Annotated in this window: 15 protein-coding genes and 1 pseudogene; 9 read left to right on the top strand and 7 right to left on the bottom strand. The window is 71.4% G+C overall.

What is annotated here, in order from left to right; all coding sequences use genetic code 11:
* Window positions 1-22: 22 nt before the first annotated feature.
* A complete protein-coding gene (locus tag ACZ4D5_RS08090) occupies window positions 23-322 on the bottom strand; it encodes a YciI family protein (protein WP_467771523.1) in 300 nt (99 codons plus the stop codon).
* Between the two features lie 197 nt (window positions 323-519).
* Window positions 520-933 carry an ATP-binding protein gene (locus ACZ4D5_RS08085; RefSeq protein WP_467771522.1) on the bottom strand — a complete coding sequence of 138 codons (414 nt, stop codon included), beginning with the start codon at window positions 931-933 and terminating at the stop codon, window positions 520-522.
* A 176-nt stretch (window positions 934-1109) separates the two neighbouring features.
* Between ACZ4D5_RS08085 and ACZ4D5_RS08080 the strand changes: the two genes are divergently transcribed.
* Entirely contained in the window at window positions 1110-1970 is an 861-nt protein-coding gene (locus ACZ4D5_RS08080) for an RNA polymerase sigma factor SigF (protein WP_467772243.1), read from the top strand.
* Between the two features lie 19 nt (window positions 1971-1989).
* On the opposite strand, the gene ACZ4D5_RS08075 is transcribed toward ACZ4D5_RS08080, so the two are convergent.
* Window positions 1990-3156: a PP2C family protein-serine/threonine phosphatase gene (locus tag ACZ4D5_RS08075; protein ID WP_467771521.1), complete on the bottom strand. Its 1167-nt coding sequence runs from the start codon at window positions 3154-3156 to the stop codon at window positions 1990-1992.
* A gap of 156 nt (window positions 3157-3312) precedes the next feature.
* Here ACZ4D5_RS08075 and ACZ4D5_RS08070 point away from each other — a divergent pair.
* The 3 genes and pseudogenes from ACZ4D5_RS08070 to ACZ4D5_RS08060 all read left to right on the top strand — a co-directional run.
* Window positions 3313-3588: pseudogene (locus tag ACZ4D5_RS08070) on the top strand (MarR family winged helix-turn-helix transcriptional regulator); the annotation flags it as partial.
* A 43-nt stretch (window positions 3589-3631) separates the two neighbouring features.
* The gene (ilvD, locus tag ACZ4D5_RS08065; RefSeq protein ID WP_467771520.1) at window positions 3632-5485 is read left to right on the top strand and encodes a dihydroxy-acid dehydratase; all 1854 of its coding nucleotides are present in this window, start codon (window positions 3632-3634) and stop codon (window positions 5483-5485) included.
* A 180-nt stretch (window positions 5486-5665) separates the two neighbouring features.
* A complete protein-coding gene (locus tag ACZ4D5_RS08060) occupies window positions 5666-5911 on the top strand; it encodes an SH3 domain-containing protein (RefSeq protein WP_467772242.1) in 246 nt (81 codons plus the stop codon).
* A 36-nt stretch (window positions 5912-5947) separates the two neighbouring features.
* Here ACZ4D5_RS08060 and ACZ4D5_RS08055 read toward each other — a convergent pair whose 3' ends face one another.
* Window positions 5948-8275, bottom strand: coding sequence for a protein kinase domain-containing protein (locus ACZ4D5_RS08055; protein ID WP_467771519.1), 2328 nt, complete (start codon window positions 8273-8275; stop codon window positions 5948-5950).
* 169 nt (window positions 8276-8444) lie between these two features.
* Between ACZ4D5_RS08055 and ACZ4D5_RS08050 the strand changes: the two genes are divergently transcribed.
* Window positions 8445-9029, top strand: coding sequence for an EamA/RhaT family transporter (locus ACZ4D5_RS08050; protein ID WP_467771518.1), 585 nt, complete (start codon window positions 8445-8447; stop codon window positions 9027-9029).
* Between the two features lie 43 nt (window positions 9030-9072).
* Window positions 9073-9828, top strand: coding sequence for a class I SAM-dependent methyltransferase (locus ACZ4D5_RS08045; RefSeq protein ID WP_467771517.1), 756 nt, complete (start codon window positions 9073-9075; stop codon window positions 9826-9828).
* Here the strand turns inward: ACZ4D5_RS08045 and ACZ4D5_RS08040 are convergent.
* Complete coding sequence (locus tag ACZ4D5_RS08040; protein ID WP_467772241.1) at window positions 9789-11264, bottom strand: SulP family inorganic anion transporter; 1476 nt, start codon at window positions 11262-11264, stop codon at window positions 9789-9791. The genes ACZ4D5_RS08045 and ACZ4D5_RS08040 overlap by 40 nt on opposite strands.
* Before the next feature lie 306 nt (window positions 11265-11570).
* On the opposite strand from ACZ4D5_RS08040, the gene ACZ4D5_RS08035 reads away from it, so the two are divergent.
* The 3 genes from ACZ4D5_RS08035 (at window position 11571) to proC (ending at window position 14297) form a co-directional block, all read left to right on the top strand.
* Window positions 11571-12425 (top strand): ABC transporter ATP-binding protein, encoded by an 855-nt coding sequence (locus ACZ4D5_RS08035; RefSeq protein ID WP_467772240.1) that lies wholly within the window; start codon window positions 11571-11573, stop codon window positions 12423-12425.
* Window positions 12426-12624: 199 nt separating this feature from the next.
* Entirely contained in the window at window positions 12625-13362 is a 738-nt protein-coding gene (locus ACZ4D5_RS08030; RefSeq protein ID WP_467771516.1) for an ABC transporter permease, read from the top strand.
* A 110-nt stretch (window positions 13363-13472) separates the two neighbouring features.
* Window positions 13473-14297 carry a pyrroline-5-carboxylate reductase gene (proC, locus tag ACZ4D5_RS08025; protein ID WP_362330377.1) on the top strand — a complete coding sequence of 275 codons (825 nt, stop codon included), beginning with the start codon at window positions 13473-13475 and terminating at the stop codon, window positions 14295-14297.
* Window positions 14298-14396: 99 nt separating this feature from the next.
* Here proC and trpS read toward each other — a convergent pair whose 3' ends face one another.
* Both trpS and ACZ4D5_RS08015 read right to left on the bottom strand, forming a co-directional pair.
* The gene (gene trpS, locus ACZ4D5_RS08020; protein WP_467771515.1) at window positions 14397-15407 is read right to left on the bottom strand and encodes a tryptophan--tRNA ligase; all 1011 of its coding nucleotides are present in this window, start codon (window positions 15405-15407) and stop codon (window positions 14397-14399) included.
* Between the two features lie 439 nt (window positions 15408-15846).
* Window positions 15847-16043, bottom strand: a 197-nt coding sequence (locus ACZ4D5_RS08015) for a hypothetical protein (protein WP_467771514.1), incomplete at its 5' end; no start/stop codon positions are given.

The following is a 16043-nucleotide window of genomic DNA, read 5'->3' as shown; positions in this document are numbered from 1 at the left end:
GCGGGCGGCGGAGCGGCTGTCCTCAGGCGGGCAGCTGCTCGCGGTACGGGGCGAGCTCCGGGGCCGTCTTCGTCGCGTAGAACTCGGTGATGCGGTACGCGCACACCCCGGCGATCGTGAACGGGTCCGCCGCGGTGATCTCCTCGATCCGGGCGCGGTCGTCCGCGACGGCGATGATCACGCCGCCGTCGCGCGGGTTCTTGCGTCCGGACGCGATGAAGACCCCGGCCCCGTACTGCTCGTCGAGCCAGGCGACATGGGCTTCGAGGTGCTCGTCGACGGCGGAGACCGGCGCGGTGTAGGTCAATTCGAGAATGAACATGATCGGGAGGCTACCCGGCGGCCGGAAACGGCCGCAGGTCAGGCGGGTACCGGCGCCCGCACCATGAAGACGGTGACCGGTTCTCGGGCTCCACCGGTCTCGGGCTCCACCGGTCTCGGACCCCACCCGGTCTCGGACCCCACCGTGAACCCGTGGCGTCCGTACAGGCGCCGGGCCGGTGCGGCCCGGCGGCGGGGCTACCTCGCCAGCTCGGCCCGGATGGTCTTGCTGGTCGCGTACCGCGTGACGCTCACGGCCCTGGCCAGCTGCTGGACCATGGGCCAGCCGAACCCGCCCGTGCCGCCCTCCAGGTCGGGAGCGCGCTCCCGCGGTGGTCGTGGATCCGCGTCCGAGACGGAGATCGTGATGGCGTCGTGCTGCGCCTGCAGGTGCAGGGAGCACAGGGCTCCGCGCGCGTGCCGCACGACGTTGGTGATGAGCTCGGAGACGACGAGTTCGATGGTCGCGGCGGCCTGGGCGCCGACGGCCGGGGTGAGTCCGGCGACGAATTCACGGGTGAGATCCCGTGCGTCGGTGACGGATTCGGGCCTCTTGGCGAAGGTGGCCGTCTCCAGCGGTGAGGTCTCCAGCGGTATGTGCTGCGTCCGCATCAGCCTCCTCCTTCATCGCGGTGGCCTTATCAGGTGTTGGCCGTACGAGTGGATCTCTTGCCCCGAATTGGCGGGTTCAATGCCCCCTGGGATCGGGCGACATGAAGTGATCACCACGGGGTACGCGTGGTTCACCGGCGTTACGAGGACAAGAGGACATGCAGAGCCGGCCGACGATGGAGGGCGACGTGACGATGGCGACGGGAACACAGGTCAGGACCGGGACCGAGCAGCTTCCGGAGATCACCGCCCCACAGGCCATGGCACCGCAGGACGCGAGGGACATGTCGAAGCTGTTCTTCAGTCGGCTCGCCGCCCTGGAAGAAGGCACGGCCGAGCACCAGCTCGCGCGCAACACCCTGATCGAGATGAACATGTCCCTGGTCCGCTACGCGGCCGGGCGCTTCCGGCACCGCGCCGACGAGATGGAGGACATCGTCCAGGTCGGCATGATCGGTCTGATCAAGGCCATCGACCGTTTCGAACTGTCCAGGGACACCCAGTTCGCCACGTTCGCGGTGCCCTACATCGTCGGGGAGATCAAGCGCTTCTTCCGCGACACCTCCTGGGCCGTCCACGTGCCGCGGCGCCTCCAGGAGGCCAGGGTGGAGCTGGCCAAGGCCAAGGAGGAGCTCGCCACCAGGCTCGGCCGTGCCCCGCGGGTCGCGGAGCTGGCCGCCCTGATGAACCTGACCGAGGAAGAGGTCGTCGAGGCCCAGGTCGCCGCCAACGGCTACAGCTCCACCTCCCTGGACGCCCCCGTCCACGGCGACCCCGAGGAGGGGGAGGCGGCCCTCGCGGAGTTCATCGGCGAGGAGGACCCCGCCCTGGAACTCGTGGAGGACTTCCACGCCCTGGCGCCGCTGCTCGCCGAACTCGGCGAGCGCGACCGGCAGATACTCCACCTCCGTTTCGTCGACGAGCTGACGCAGGCGCAGATCGGCGAGCGCCTGGGCGTCTCGCAGATGCACGTCTCGCGGCTGCTGGCCCGCACGCTCAAGCGTCTGCGCGCGGGCATGCTCACCCCCGCGGGCTGACCCGCGGGCATGGCAGCCCTCAGGGGCGCCCCCGCCAGTCGAGACACACGATCATGGCGTCGTCGTCCGCGTCGATCGGGCCGCGGTACCCGGACAGTTCCTGCAGCACCGCGCGCGGCACCTGCGAGGGCGGCAGCAGCCGGGTGCCGGCCATCGCCCGCGTGAGCGCGCGCTCGCTGTAGCGCTCGCCCGTGGGGGACGCCACGTCGTAGACGCCGTCGCTGACGAACAGGAGCCGGTCCCCGGGCCGGACGTGGAAGTGCTCCGCGGTGTAGGGCGTGTCCTCCGACATGCCGAGCGGAAGCTGCGCGTCCAGCTCGACGGGCTCGGCCCTGCCGTCGCGAAGGCGCCACATCTTCGGTGAGCCCGCGTCGATGACCTCCGCGTCCCCCGTGGCGAGTTCGAAGCGCAGGAGCAGCGTGGAGAGATGGACCTCGCCCTGGTGGTGGCCGTAGACGGCCTGGTCGGCGAGGCACGCCTGATCGACGAGCGACAGTCCGGCGCGGCGCGCGTTGCGCAGGGCGTTGACGGCGAGATTGGTGAGCAGGGCGGCCTCGATGCCCTCTCCCATGCCGTTGGTGACGGTGAGGGTCAGATGGTCGGCGGAGGCCGACCAGTCGAAGTTGTCGCCGTAGATGGCGTAGGCGGGCTCCAGCTGCGCCCCGATGTCGTACTCCGGGCGGGAGCAGGAGCGTCCGGGCAACAGCTGCCACTGCATCTCGGCGGCGAGGGTGAGCCGGTCGGCCCGCCGGGCCTGGAGGTAGAGGTCGGTGTCGCGCTCGGCCACGACGATCTCGCGGCCGAGCACCTCCGCCACGTCGGTCAGTTCGCGCACGGTGGCGGCGTCGCAGGCGGGGGAGGGGAGGCGCACGGTCAGGATGCCGATGCGGTCGCCGCGCACGCTGACCGGGAGATGGACGGTGCTGACCCCCTCGTGGCCGTCGGTCTCGACGTGCGGTTCCTGGCGCGCGAAGGCGCGTCCCGGAGCGCTGGTGTGGACCGGCACGGGGTGCGCGGTGTGCGGAAGCGCGTCGACCGGTTGGAGTATGGTCGTCGCGTAGTCGGCCATGAGCAGGTCGACGGAGCGGGCCGTGTAGTGGACGGCGAGTGCGTCCTGAACCGCTTCGAGGAGAGCGTGCGGCGCGGCGTGGCGAACGGCGCGCTCCACAGCCGTGAATCTGTCCAACTGTCCGGTACCACCTGTTCCTGTTCGGATCGGGATGAGCGTGTGGGTTCGGATGAGCGTGTGGGTTCTGATCGGGATGAGAGTGCGAGAAGGAGTCGTCGGCCTGCCATGCCTCAGCGACTGACAGGGCCATTGCGAAGTGTCACAGTTGAGGGCATGGATTCCGAAACTTCCGGCGGGGGCGACCAGGATGCGGCCGCGCATGCTGCCCGGGAAGTCATCGAACTGCTCGAAGTGCTCTGGGGGAGGGGCAGGGACATCGCGCCGACGGCACCCGTGTCGTCGTCACAGCTGCGTGTGCTGTTCGCCCTGGACGGAGCCGAGGGGATCAACCTCCGCACGCTCGGCGAGTACTTGGGCTCGGCGCCGTCTTCGGTGAGTCGTATGTGTGACCGCCTTCATGCCCTGGGCTTCATCGAGCGGTCCCTCAGTCCAGCCAGGCAGCAGTCTCAACTCTCTGAAGGAGCGAGCGACGATGCCCGAGCTCAGGTCCCGCACAGTCACCCACGGCCGCAACATGGCGGGCGCCCGCGCCCTTATGCGCGCCTCCGGTGTACCCGGGGCCGACATCGGGCGGAAGCCGATCATCGCGGTGGCCAACTCCTTCACGGAGTTCGTGCCGGGCCACACCCACCTCGCCCCCGTCGGCCGCATCGTCTCCGAGGCGATCAGCGAGGCCGGCGGCATCCCGCGCGAGTTCAACACGATCGCCGTGGACGACGGCATCGCGATGGGCCACGGCGGCATGCTGTACTCCCTGCCCTCGCGCGACCTCATCGCCGACTCGGTCGAGTACATGGTCGAGGCCCACTGCGCCGACGCCCTGATCTGCATCTCCAACTGCGACAAGATCACCCCCGGCATGCTGATGGCGGCCCTGCGCCTCAACATCCCCACGGTCTTCGTCTCCGGCGGCCCGATGGAGGCCGGCAAGGCCACGCTCGTCGACGGCACGGTCCGCAAGCTCGACCTGGTCAACGCGATCAGCGACGCCGTGAACGAGAACATCTCGGACGAGGACATCCTCCGCATCGAGGAGAACGCCTGCCCGACCTGCGGCTCCTGTTCCGGCATGTTCACCGCCAACTCGATGAACTGCCTGACCGAGGCCATCGGCCTCTCCCTGCCGGGCAACGGCTCGGTGCTCGCCACGCACACCGCCCGCAAGGAGCTGTACGAGCGGGCGGGGCAGACGGTCGTCGACATCACCAGGCGGTACTACGACGGCGACGACGCCTCGGTCCTGCCGCGCAGCATCGCCACGCACGCCGCGTTCGAGAACGCGATGGCGCTCGACATCGCCATGGGCGGCTCGACGAACACGATCCTGCACCTGCTCGCCGCGGCCCGCGAGGCCGAGGTCGGGTACGACCTGACCGACATCGACGCCGTCTCGCGCCGCGTCCCGTGCCTGGCCAAGGTCGCCCCGAACGCCGCGCCCACCACGACGTACTACATGGAGGACGTGCACCGCGCGGGCGGCATCCCCGCGCTCCTCGGCGAGCTGTACCGCGGCGGTCTGCTCAACGAGGACGTGCACACCGTCCACTCGCCCTCCATCAAGGAGTGGCTGGACACCTGGGACATCCGCTCCGGCTCCGCGTCCGCCGAGGCCCTGGAGCTGTGGCACGCGGCGCCCGGCTGCAAGCGCTCCGCCGAGGCCTTCTCGCAGTCCGAGCGCTGGGACACCCTGGACACGGACGCCGCGAACGGCTGCATCCGCGACGTCGCCCACGCCTACTCCAAGGACGGCGGCCTCGGCGTCCTCAAGGGCAACATCGCGGTGGACGGCTGCGTCGTGAAGACCGCGGGCGTCGACGAGTCGATCTGGACCTTCGAGGGTCCCGCGGTCGTCTGCGACTCGCAGGAAGAGGCCGTCGAGAAGATCCTCAACAAGGTCGTGAAGGAAGGCGACGTGGTCGTCATCCGCTACGAAGGCCCCAAGGGCGGCCCGGGCATGCAGGAGATGCTCTACCCGACCTCCTTCCTCAAGGGCCGCGGCCTCGGCAAGGTCTGCGCCCTGGTCACCGACGGCCGCTTCTCCGGCGGTACGTCGGGTCTGTCGATCGGCCACGCCTCGCCCGAGGCGGCTTCCGGCGGCACGATCGCGCTGGTCGAGGACGGCGACCGGATCCGCATCGACATCCCGAACCGCTCCATCGAACTCCTCGTGTCCGACGAGGAGCTGACCGCCCGCCGCGAGGCCCTCGGTGGTGTGTACGCCCCCAAGGCGCGCGAGCGGAAGGTCTCCGCCGCCCTGCGCGCGTACGCCGCGATGGCGACGAGCGCCGACAAGGGCGCGGTCCGGGACGTGTCGAAGCTGGGCTGAACGTCGAAGCCGGGCTGACCCCGGAAGGTTCACGGGAACCTTTGTGCGGCGCGGGTGCGTCCTTGGTGTGAGGAACATGCCGAGGGCGGCCCGCGTCGCCCGTTACGGGGGGAGAGCACGGTGAGCGAGAACGTCATAGTTCCCGAGGACACGGCAGGGGCGCCTGAGGCCGTCGAGGCCATGGCCGCAAGGACGTACGCGATCGTCGCGGACGTCAACGTCCGCTCCGGCCCCGGCACCTCGTACGCCAAGGTCGGCCGCCTGCGTGCGGGCGCCCGCGTCACCATCGCCTGCCAGAAGCCGGGCGAGACGGTCACGGGCCCGACGGGCACGTCGAAGCTGTGGGACCGCATCGGCAGCGGCCGGTACGTCTCGGACACGTACGTCCGCACGGGCAGCGACGGGTACGTGGCGCCGCGCTGCTGACGGCACCTCGGGCCGCCGAGGCCCGGCTCGACTCCGTCAGCCGGACTTCGGCGGCTTCGTCGAGTCGAAGGCGAACACGGTGTTCTCCGCGGCCGTCACGACCACCATGCGCCCCATGACGGTCACCCGGGCGCTGGCGTTCACCTCGCCCGCGAGGCCGTCGGCCCGCGGGTTCGTCGTCCACAGCGGTTTGCCCCCGCGCGAGGAGAGCGCGACGACGCGTCCGCTGGCCGAGCTGAAGTACAGGGCGCCGTCGCTGTCGCCGTCGCCGTCCCCGGCCACCGGCCCGGAGGCGCCCTCCACGCCCGTCTGCCGGGACCACTTCTTCCGCCCCGTCGCCGGGTCGAGGGCCGTGACGAGCCCGGTCTGCCCGCTCACGAAGACGGTTCCGTCCGCCATCCCCGGCGTCCCCGCGTACGTCTTCGGCAGCCGGGAGTACGTGACCTCGTGCGTGTCACGGTCCACCCGCATCACGCCGTCGTAGCCGACGGTCGCGAGGCTCTGCTCGTTCCGGTGCAGGAGTACGAGGCTGCCGTCGGCGGCGCCGACCGGCTGGGCGGGGCCCTTGAGGGCGATGGCCTTGCCGAGCGTCCCGGAGGCGAGGTCGACGACGTGCAGGGTGGGGTGGCGCACCGCGCTCGCCGACACCTCGGCGTTCGGCGCGCACATCGCGTACAGCAGGGTGCCCGAGGGGACCGGGGAGCACTGCGTGCCCGCGGGGAACGGCTGTCGCCAGAGCACCTTGCCGCTGTGCGCCCGGCGTCCCTCGAAGCGGGTGGTCGACGCGTCGACCGTCACGACGGTGGAGTCGACGACGACGGCGTCCTGCGTCTGCCCGGTGACGGCCGTCGACTGGGCGCCGGACGGCACCGCCCACAGCTCCCTGCCCTTGTCCGCGTCGATCGCGACCACCTCGGTGGCCGGGTCGCCCGGCGCGTCCTCGGCCGCGAAGCGGTAGCCGAGCACCGTGTCGTCGGTCGCGCCCACCAGGTGCATGCCCTGGACCGGGACGCCGGGGCTCTTCTCGGTCCAGACGCGGGAGCCGTCGACAGCGCGCAGCCTGGCCGCGACGACCCCGCCGCCCCCGCAGTAGAGCGCGTCGCCGCGGGACAGACAGCGCAGTTCGTCCGGGATGTCCTCGCGGCCGCCGAGCACCGACTTCTTCCACGGCTCGAATCCGTGGGGCAGTGGTGCGCCGGTCGCCGCGACGTTGCCGCCGTTGTCGTCCGTGCCGCCCGAACCGCCGGACGAGCCGGAGTTCATCAGCGCGACTCCGCCCGCGATGGCGACCACGGCGGCCACGGCCGCGAGCACCGGACGCCGACGGCGGCGCAGATGACGGCTCATGAAGGTGCCGGTGTCGTCGCTCTTGGCGAGCGAGGGCGCCGGTGCGGGGGTGGCGTTCGGTGCGTGTGATGTGTTCGGTGCGTGTGACGCGTTCGGTGTGTGTGGTGCGTCCGGTGAATTCGGTGCCGGGGTGTCGTCCGTCGACAGATGGTGCTGCGTGTCCGTCTCGCGCGTGCTGCGCGCCGGCGCGGCCGGGCTCGCGCCGCCCAGGTCGGACGGCAGGTCCCGCAGCCGTACGAGGAGCTCGTCCGCCGTGGGCCTGTCCTCGGGGTCCTTCGAGAGGCACGGCTCGACCACCCGGCGCAGGGCGTCCGGAACCGCGCCCAACGACGGTGCCTCGTGCACCACTTGATACGCCGTCATGTACGGGCTGTCCGCGTCGAAGGGGCCCTGCCCCGTCGCCGCGTACACGAGCAGGGTGGCCAGCGAGAAGACGTCGGAGCGCGGCCCGACCCCGCGCGGCGTCTGCAGCTGCTCCGGCGACATGAACGGCGGCGTGCCGATCACCCGCCCCGTCATCGTCAGCGTCTGCTGGTCGGCGGCGCGCGAGATGCCGAAGTCGATGACCCGCGGGCCCTCGGGGGAGAGGACCACGTTCGACGGCTTGAGGTCCCGGTGTACGACGCCCGCGCGGTGGATGTCCCGCAGCGCCTCGGTCAGCCCGATGGCCAGCGTGCGCAGCTCCGCGCCGCCGATCGGTCCCTGCTTGGCGATGCGCTGCGCCAGCGTGTGGCCCTCGATGAACGCCGTGGCCATCCAGGGGTGCTCGGCCTCCGGGTCGGCGTCGATCACGGCCGCGGTGAAGGCACCGCTGACCCGCCGGGCCGCGGCCACCTCCTGCCGGAAGCGGATCCGGAACTCCTCGTCGTCCGCGAACTGCTGGTGGATCAGCTTGATCGCGACGGGGCGCCCCGACGCCGTCCGCGCGAGGAAGACCGTGCCCATGCCGCCCGAACCGAGGCGTGCCTCCAGCGGATAGCCGCCGATCTCCTCCGGGTCTCCTCCGCGGAGCGACACCCGCACCAACCTCCCCCGTGTTCTCCGGTTGCGCATCAGTTCCCGGCGACGCCTTACACGGCCAAACTAGCGGCCGGGCGGTGCGGCCTGGCAAGGCGGGGGACGAATAGGGCGTGCCCCGGCCCCCGGGGACGGCGGTCCGTCCGCCCCGGCAGGCGATAATCAAACGGTGAGCGAAGAATCCGGCACCCCAGGCCCCACGGGCACCGAAGGCACCGCAGAAACCGAAGCCACCACCGGCCCCACCGGCCCCACCGGCCCCACCGGCCCCACCGGCCCCACCGGCACCGCCCCCGGCCCGCAGCCCGAGCCCATCCGCTTCTTCGGGACGACCTGGGTCGCCCACGACGGCGGGTACGGCGCGCGCCGCGCCGGAGTCGCCGCGGGCTCGCTGCTCGCGGCGGCCGCGGGCTGCTTCGTGCTCCGCTTCGCCTACGAGGGCCTGACCATCGCGGACGTCGGCACGTTCGTGAACCTCCTGGTCGTCGTGATGTTCGCGATCTGCAGCGCCCTCGCCTTCCGCCGCACCTGGGAGGGGTTCACCCGCCGCCACGACCCGGCGTCGCAGGCCTCGATGCGCGGCCTGATGACGATCGGCTTCATCGGCAGCCTCCTCGCCTACTTCTTCCGCTCCCTGACGGAGGCCCCGGGCGAGGCACTGCACCGCAAGGAGTACGAGACGGCGCGCGAGCAGTACGCGAAGCGCACGGCACGCCGCACGGGCAACCCGTCCAGGAAGAAGCGCAAGCGCTGACACGGGCTTTCCCGGACCGGCGCCCCGGGGCCACGATGACCCCATGACGCATGCCCCGTCCCGCGCCCACTCCTTCAACTCCGCCGCCGCCAAGTACGCGGCGTACCGCCCCTCCTACCCGCCCGCCCTCTTCGACGCCGTCGAGCGCCTCGCGGGCCACCCCCTCGCCGGCGCGCGCGTGGTGGACGTGGGCGCGGGCACCGGCATCGCCACCGCCCTGCTGTCCGACCGGGGCGCGGACGTCCTCGCCGTCGAGCCGGGCGACGGCATGGCGGAACAGTTCCGCCGCACGCTGCCGCACATCCCCGTCGTACGCGGCGACGGCAACGCGCTGCCGCTCGCCGACGCGTCGGCCGACTTCATCACGTACGCACAGGCCTGGCACTGGACCGACCAGGAGCGCGCGGCGCCCGAAGTCCTGCGCGTGCTGCGCCCCGGCGGCGCCCTCGCCGTGTGGTGGAACATCCCGGACAACGAGACGCCGTGGTTCGACGCCCAGACCGAGCGCGTCGCCCGCTTCCTCGGCATGGACGACGACGCCCGCCACACCGCCGACCGCGCCGGCAAGGTGACGACCGCCCTCGACTTCCGCCGCGACCGCCTCCGCTGGAGCCGCAGCGTCCCGCTGGACACCCACCTCGCCAACCTCGGCACGCACTCGGCGTTCCTCGTCCTCGGCGAGGAGCGCACGGCGGTCTTCCTCGCCGAGGAGCGCGCGGAGCTGCTCAAGGTCTTCCCGGACGCGGTGGTCGAGGAGAGCTACGTCGTGGACCTGCTGGTCGCGACCCGCCCCGCCTGAACCCCGTCCGCAGGCCGCGGCCCCCGCCGCTGCGCCCACCCCTCGAGCGCCGCCGCGCACGCGTGGTCGACGTGCCGCAGCCCCGCGAGGTCGAGTCGCGCCTGCCGGTCGGCCGGCAGCGCCTCCAGGGCGTCGAGCAGCTTGGGAAGGCGCAGGAACGTGGCGTTGCCGACCACGCGGACGACCAGGCCCGCCGCGCCCCGGTCCTCGGTCTCCACGTGGACGTGGCTGATGTCCCACGCGGTCTTGCCGACGGCGAGCGCGAGGCCGATCAGGACCCCCTCGAAGAGGTTGGTCACCACGATCGCCACGGCGGTCACCCCGAGCACCACGGCCTCCCCGCGATGCTCACGCCACAACGGCACCATCTCGCGTACGGGAATGAGCTTGCACCCCGCGTGCACGAGCAGCCCGGCCAGCGCCGCCACCGGGATCAGCGCGAGCGCGGCGGGCAGCGCGGCCGCGAACAGCAGCAGCCACACGCCGTGCAGGACCCGCGAGGCCTTGGTCCGCGCCCCGGCCCGTACGTTCGCCGCGCTGCGCACGATCACGGCGGTCATCGGCAGCGCGCCGAGGGCTCCGCAGACGACGTTCCCCGCGCCCTGCGCGATCAGCTCCTTGTCGTAGTCCGTACGCGGCCCCTGGTGCAGCCGGTCCACCGCCGCGGCACTGAACAGCGACTCGGCGGACGCGATCAGGGCGAACGCGAGCACGGTCCCGAGCACGGCCACTTCCGTGAGGCGCCCGAACCCGCCCGCGCCCGGCGGCCGCACGGCGTCCAGCAGCCCGTGCACCTCGATCCTGCGCACGGGCAGGCGCAGCAGCGCCGTGACCGCCGCGGCCAGCGCGACCGCGACCAGGGGCGCGGGCAGGATCCGCGCGGCCGCCCGCCAGCGCGGCCACAGGACGAGCACCAGGATCGTTCCTGCACCGACGGCGAACGCGGCGGGCTCGGCGGCTCCGGCGAGACCCGGGAATCCGGCGATCTTCCCGCCCGCGCCGGCCGGAGCGGCGACATCACCCATCGCGTACAGCTGCCCGGCGATCAGCACGAGCCCGATGCCGGCGAGCATGCCCTGCACCACGGCGACGGAGACGGCGCGGAACCAGCGCCCGAGCCGCAGCACCCCCATCCCGATCTGCAGCAGCCCGGCGGCGAGCACGAGGACGCCGAGCGCGGCGAGCCCGTACGCCCGCACCGCCTCGTACACGAGGACCGTCAGACCGGCGGCGGGCCCGCTGACCTGCAGGCTGCTGCCGGGCAGCAGCCCGACGACGAGCCCGCCGACGATGCCGGTCACGAGCCCGAGCTCGGCGGGCACGCCGGACGCCACGGCGACGCCGAGGCAGAGGGGGAGGGCGACGAGGAAGACGACGAGAGAGGCGACGAGATCGGCGCGAGCGGTGCGGGCGCGTGCGGTGCGGACAGGGCGGATCGGCAAGGGGCACCTCCAGTGGTGAACGCGTACGTGAGCACGGGCGATCGGGAGATGCGTGGGGGAGGAGTGTCGAAGAGTGTCGGGGCGGGGGAGGGCCCGGCACTGAAACCCATTGTCGCGTAAGGGAGTTGATCGCACAGCGGGCCGAGAGCCCCGTCACTCCCGCACCGGAAGCGCGGGGTCGCGCCCCGCGGCCCGCTCCACTCCCGCGCCCCCTGAACGCGCGGTGCCCGCTCGGTGCCCGCTCGGTGGGCGCGCGGTGCCTTGACGGGTCCTGCCCCCAGGAGGATTATTCATCACATGATGAATAATCGAAGCCCGGCTGGAAACCCGGTTCAAAGCCCGACCGGGAACCCGGCTCGAAGCCCGGCCGTCCTGGCCGAGCGCCTGACCGTCGTCCGAGGCCCCCGCACCGTCCTGCGAGGCCTCGACTTCACCGTCCCCCGCGGGCAGATCACCGGCCTCCTCGGCCCCTCCGGCTGCGGCAAGTCCACGCTCATGCGCTCGATCGTCGGCACCCAGGCCAAGGTCACGGGAACCCTGCGGGTCCTCGACCACCCCGCGGGTGCCCCCGCCCTGCGCTCCCGCATCGGATACGTCACCCAGGACCCGTCCGTCTACGACGACCTGACGGTCCGCCAGAACCTCGACTACTTCGCGGCCGTCCTCGACCCGGGCCGCGGCCCCGCCGCCGAACGCCGCCGCGCCGACGTCACCCGCGTCCTCGACGACGTCGCCCTCACCTCGCACGCCGACGCCCTGGCGGGCAACCTCTCCGGCGGCCAGCGCAGCCGCGTCTCCCTCGGGGTCGCACTCCTGGGCACCCCCGAACTCCTCGTCCTCGACGAGCCGACGGTCGGCCTCGACCCCGTACTCCGCCGCGACCTGTGGAACCTCTTCCACACCATCGCCACGGACCGCGGCGCCACGATCCTCGTCTCCTCCCACGTCATGGACGAAGCGGAACGCTGCCACCGCCTCCTCCTGATGCGAGAGGGCGAACTCCTGGCGGACGACACCCCGGAATCCCTCCGCACCCGCACGCACACACCGACGGTCGAGGAGGCGTTCCTGCACCTGGTGGACGCGGCGACCCCGGCAGCACAGCCACCGGGCACCACGGACCAGGGGCCCCCGGTGACGACGAGCCCCCGATGACGACGAGCCCCTGACAAGACGAGCCGCCGACAGAGAGGGAGCTCGCGACAGCGGGGGTCCGGCCGGGCGCCTCGGCCCCACCGAGCCGGAGCTCCCGGTGAAGACGCCCCCCTCGATGCCGGGCCACCTCCCACCGACCAAGAGCCCCCGACAAACAGGCCCTCCACGACAACGAGCCCAAGCTGAACCGGAGCCCCCGATGAACGCCTACCGCACCTTTGCCACCGCCGCCCGAGTGCTGCGGCAGCTCCGGCACGACCCGCGGTCCATCGCGCTGATGGTCTTCGTGCCCTGCGTGATGCTGCTCCTCCTGCGCTACGTGTTCGACGGCAGCCCGCAGACCTTCGACTCCATCGGCGCCTCCCTCCTCGGGATCTTCCCCCTCATCACGATGTTCCTGGTGACCTCGATCGCCACCCTCCGCGAACGCACCTCCGGCACCCTCGAACGCCTCCTCGCCATGCCCCTCGCCAAGGGCGACCTCATCGCCGGCTACGCCCTCGCCTTCGGCACCCTCGCCGTCGTCCAGTCCGCCCTCGCCACCGGCCTCGCCCTGTGGGCCCTCGGCCTGGACGTCACGGGATCCGCCTGGCTGCTCCTCCTGGTCGCCCTGCTCGACGCCCTGCTCGGCACCGCACTCGGCCTCTTCGTCTCGGCCTTCGCCGCCTCCGAGTTCCAGGCCGTCCAGTTCATGCCGGCGGTGATCTTCCCCCAGCTCCTGCTCTGCGGCCTGTTCGCACCGCGGGCCGCCATGCAGCCCGTCCTGGAATGGATCTCCAACGCCCTCCCCATGTCGTACGCCGTCGACGGCATGAACGAAGTCCTCCACCACCCCGACGTCACCGGCGACTTCGTACGCGACGCCGTCATCGTCGCGGCCTGTGCCCTGCTGGTCCTCTGCCTGGGCGCGGCCACCCTGCGACGCCGCACCGCATGAGCGCCCGCCCCACCCCGTGAGCGGAGGTCCGCCCACCGGACAGCCCCGCTGCCCCCGATCCCCCAGTGCGAGGATGGCCCCCGAACGACGCAACCCCGGAGGCCCCGCGCATGAGCAGCAAGACGAGCCAGAAAGTCGCAGTCCTCGGCACCGGAAAGATCGGTGAAGCCCTGCTCAGCGGCATGATCCGCGGCGGCTGGGCACCCGCCGACCTCCTGGTCACCACCCGCCGCCAGGAACGCGCCGACGAACTCCGCACCCGCTACGGCGTCACCCCCGTCAGCAACGCCGACGCCGCCAAGCAGGCCGACACCCTGATCCTCGCCTGCAAGCCGCAGGACATGACCAAGCTGCTCGACGAACTCGCCCCGCACGTCACCCCCGACCGCCTGGTCATCAGCGCCGCCGCGGGCATCACCACCTCCTTCATCGAAGAGCGCCTGGCCGAGAACACCCCGGTTGTCCGCGTCATGCCGAACACACCCGTCCTCGTGGACGAGGGCATGTCCGTCATCTCGGCCGGCAGCCATGCCTCCGCCGCCGCGCTGTCCCACGCGGAGGACATCTTCGGCGCTGTCGGCAAGACCCTCCGCGTCCCCGAGACACAGCAGGACGCCTGCACGGCCCTGTCCGGCTCGGGCCCCGCGTACTTCTACTTCCTGGTCGAGGCCATGACCGACGCGGGCATCCTGCTCGGCCTGCCCCGCGACAAGGCCCACGACCTGATCGTCCAGGCGGCGATCGGCGCCTCCGTCATGCTCCGCGACAGCGGCGAGCACCCGGTGAAGCTCCGCGAGAACGTCACGTCCCCCGCGGGCACGACGATCAACGCGATCCGTGAGCTGGAGAACCACGGCGTGCGCGCGGCCCTCATCGCCGCCCTGGAAGCAGCCCGCGACCGCAGCCGCGAACTGGCCTCCGGCAACAACAGCTGACGCCCACCGAAGCCCCCGGCACAGGCGGGGCCCACCGAAGGCCCCGCCCTCACCACCAGCTCACGCCCCCACCCCCTGACTACCTACCTACCTGTCTACCTACGGGGCCTCGCTCACCGGCGGCAGCAGCCCGATCGCCCGATAGGCGCCGTCCACCGTCGGCTTCGCCATCCCTCTGGCCCGCTCGGCTCCCCGCCGCAACACCTCCTCCACATAAGAGGGATCAGCCACCAGCTCCTTGTGCCGCTCCTGCACGGGCCTGAGGAGCTCCACCACGGCCTCGGCGGTGTCCTTCTTCAGTGCGCCGTACGACTCATATACACCGCTCAGCGCCTCGGGGTTCCCACCTTGGCAAGCCGCAAGGATCTCCAGCAGATTCGAGACCCCGGGTTGCGCCTCCCGGTCGTACGCGACCTCGCTGCCGCTGTCCGTGACGGCCCGCAGGATCTTCTTGCGCACCACGTCCGGCTCGTCCAGCAGATAGACGATCCCGGCCCCGGAATCGTGGGACTTGCCCATCTTCGACGTCGGGTCCTGCAGATCCATGACCCGCGCGGCCACCTTCGGCGGCGTGGCCCGCGGCACCACGAACGTCTGTCCGTACCGCTGGTTGAACCGCTCGGCCAGATCCCGCGTCAGCTCGACGTGCTGGGTCTGGTCCTCCCCGACCGGCACCTCGTCGGCCCCGTACGCCAGGATGTCCGCCGCCATCAGCACGGGATAGGTGAGCAACGACAGCCGCACGCTCCCGCCCCGCGACCGCTCCAGCACGGACTTCTCCTTGTACTGGATCATCCGCCGCATCTCGCCGTCGGTCGCGACGCACTCCAGCAGATACGAGAGCCTGGCGTGCTCGTCCACATGACTCTGGACGAAGACGGTGGCCTGCTCGGGATCGATCCCCGAGGCGAGCAGCAGCGTCGCCGCCTGCCTACTGAGCCGACGCACCCGCCCGGGATCGTGGTCCACGGTGAGGGCATGCAGGTCGACGATGCTGAAGAGCGAGTCGGCCCGGTGCTGGTCGACCTCGGCCCACCGCCGGACGGCTCCCAGGTAGTTCCCCAGGGTCAGGTGCCCCGTCGGCTTGATCCCGCTGAAGATCCTCGTCATCTCTCCGCCTCCTGGTCAGGACCGCCGTCCCGGCGGCCGGGCTCCAGGTCCTCCAGGGGGAGAAACAAGAACGGCCGCCGAGGCGGCGGCCGTTGGGTACATGCGTAAGTACGGCCGCCGTCAGGCGGCCCACCACAGCTGGGCGTACGCACGTGTAGTCACGTCTCCCAGGGTAGCCCTGTCGAGGCCCTCGTGGGTGGGAGTTGACACTCCCCGAGGCGGAACGTAGTGTTCTCCGAGTTGTCCGACGTGAGCGTCGACCAAGCACCACCCGGTCGGTCCCCGGACAGCCATTCCGCAACAACCATTCAAACGATCGACGTCGTGTTCCCTCGTGGGGCCCGCCTTCGTTCCGTTTTCATGCGTATTTGCGAAATGAGGAATCGGCGTTCGAAAGGACGCCCCCGATTAGGTCGGGAGCCAGGATTCCGCTAAAGTCTCACTCGTCGGAACGGCCCAACAGCCGCGAAGGCAACTCCCGCTGACTGGGAATCAGGCCCGAAAGGATCTGATAGAGTCGGAACCGCCGGAAAGGGAAACGGGAAGGCCGAAAGGCCGGACCGGGAACCGGAAAGGCACCGAGGAAATCGGACACGAAAGAGTCTGATAGAGTCGGAAACGCAAGAACAGAAGAAA

Source organism: Streptomyces sp. NPDC025651, from assembly GCF_055558735.1.
Note: the sequence above shows the minus strand (reverse complement) of the source record. Positions and strands in the feature narration are given on the sequence as shown.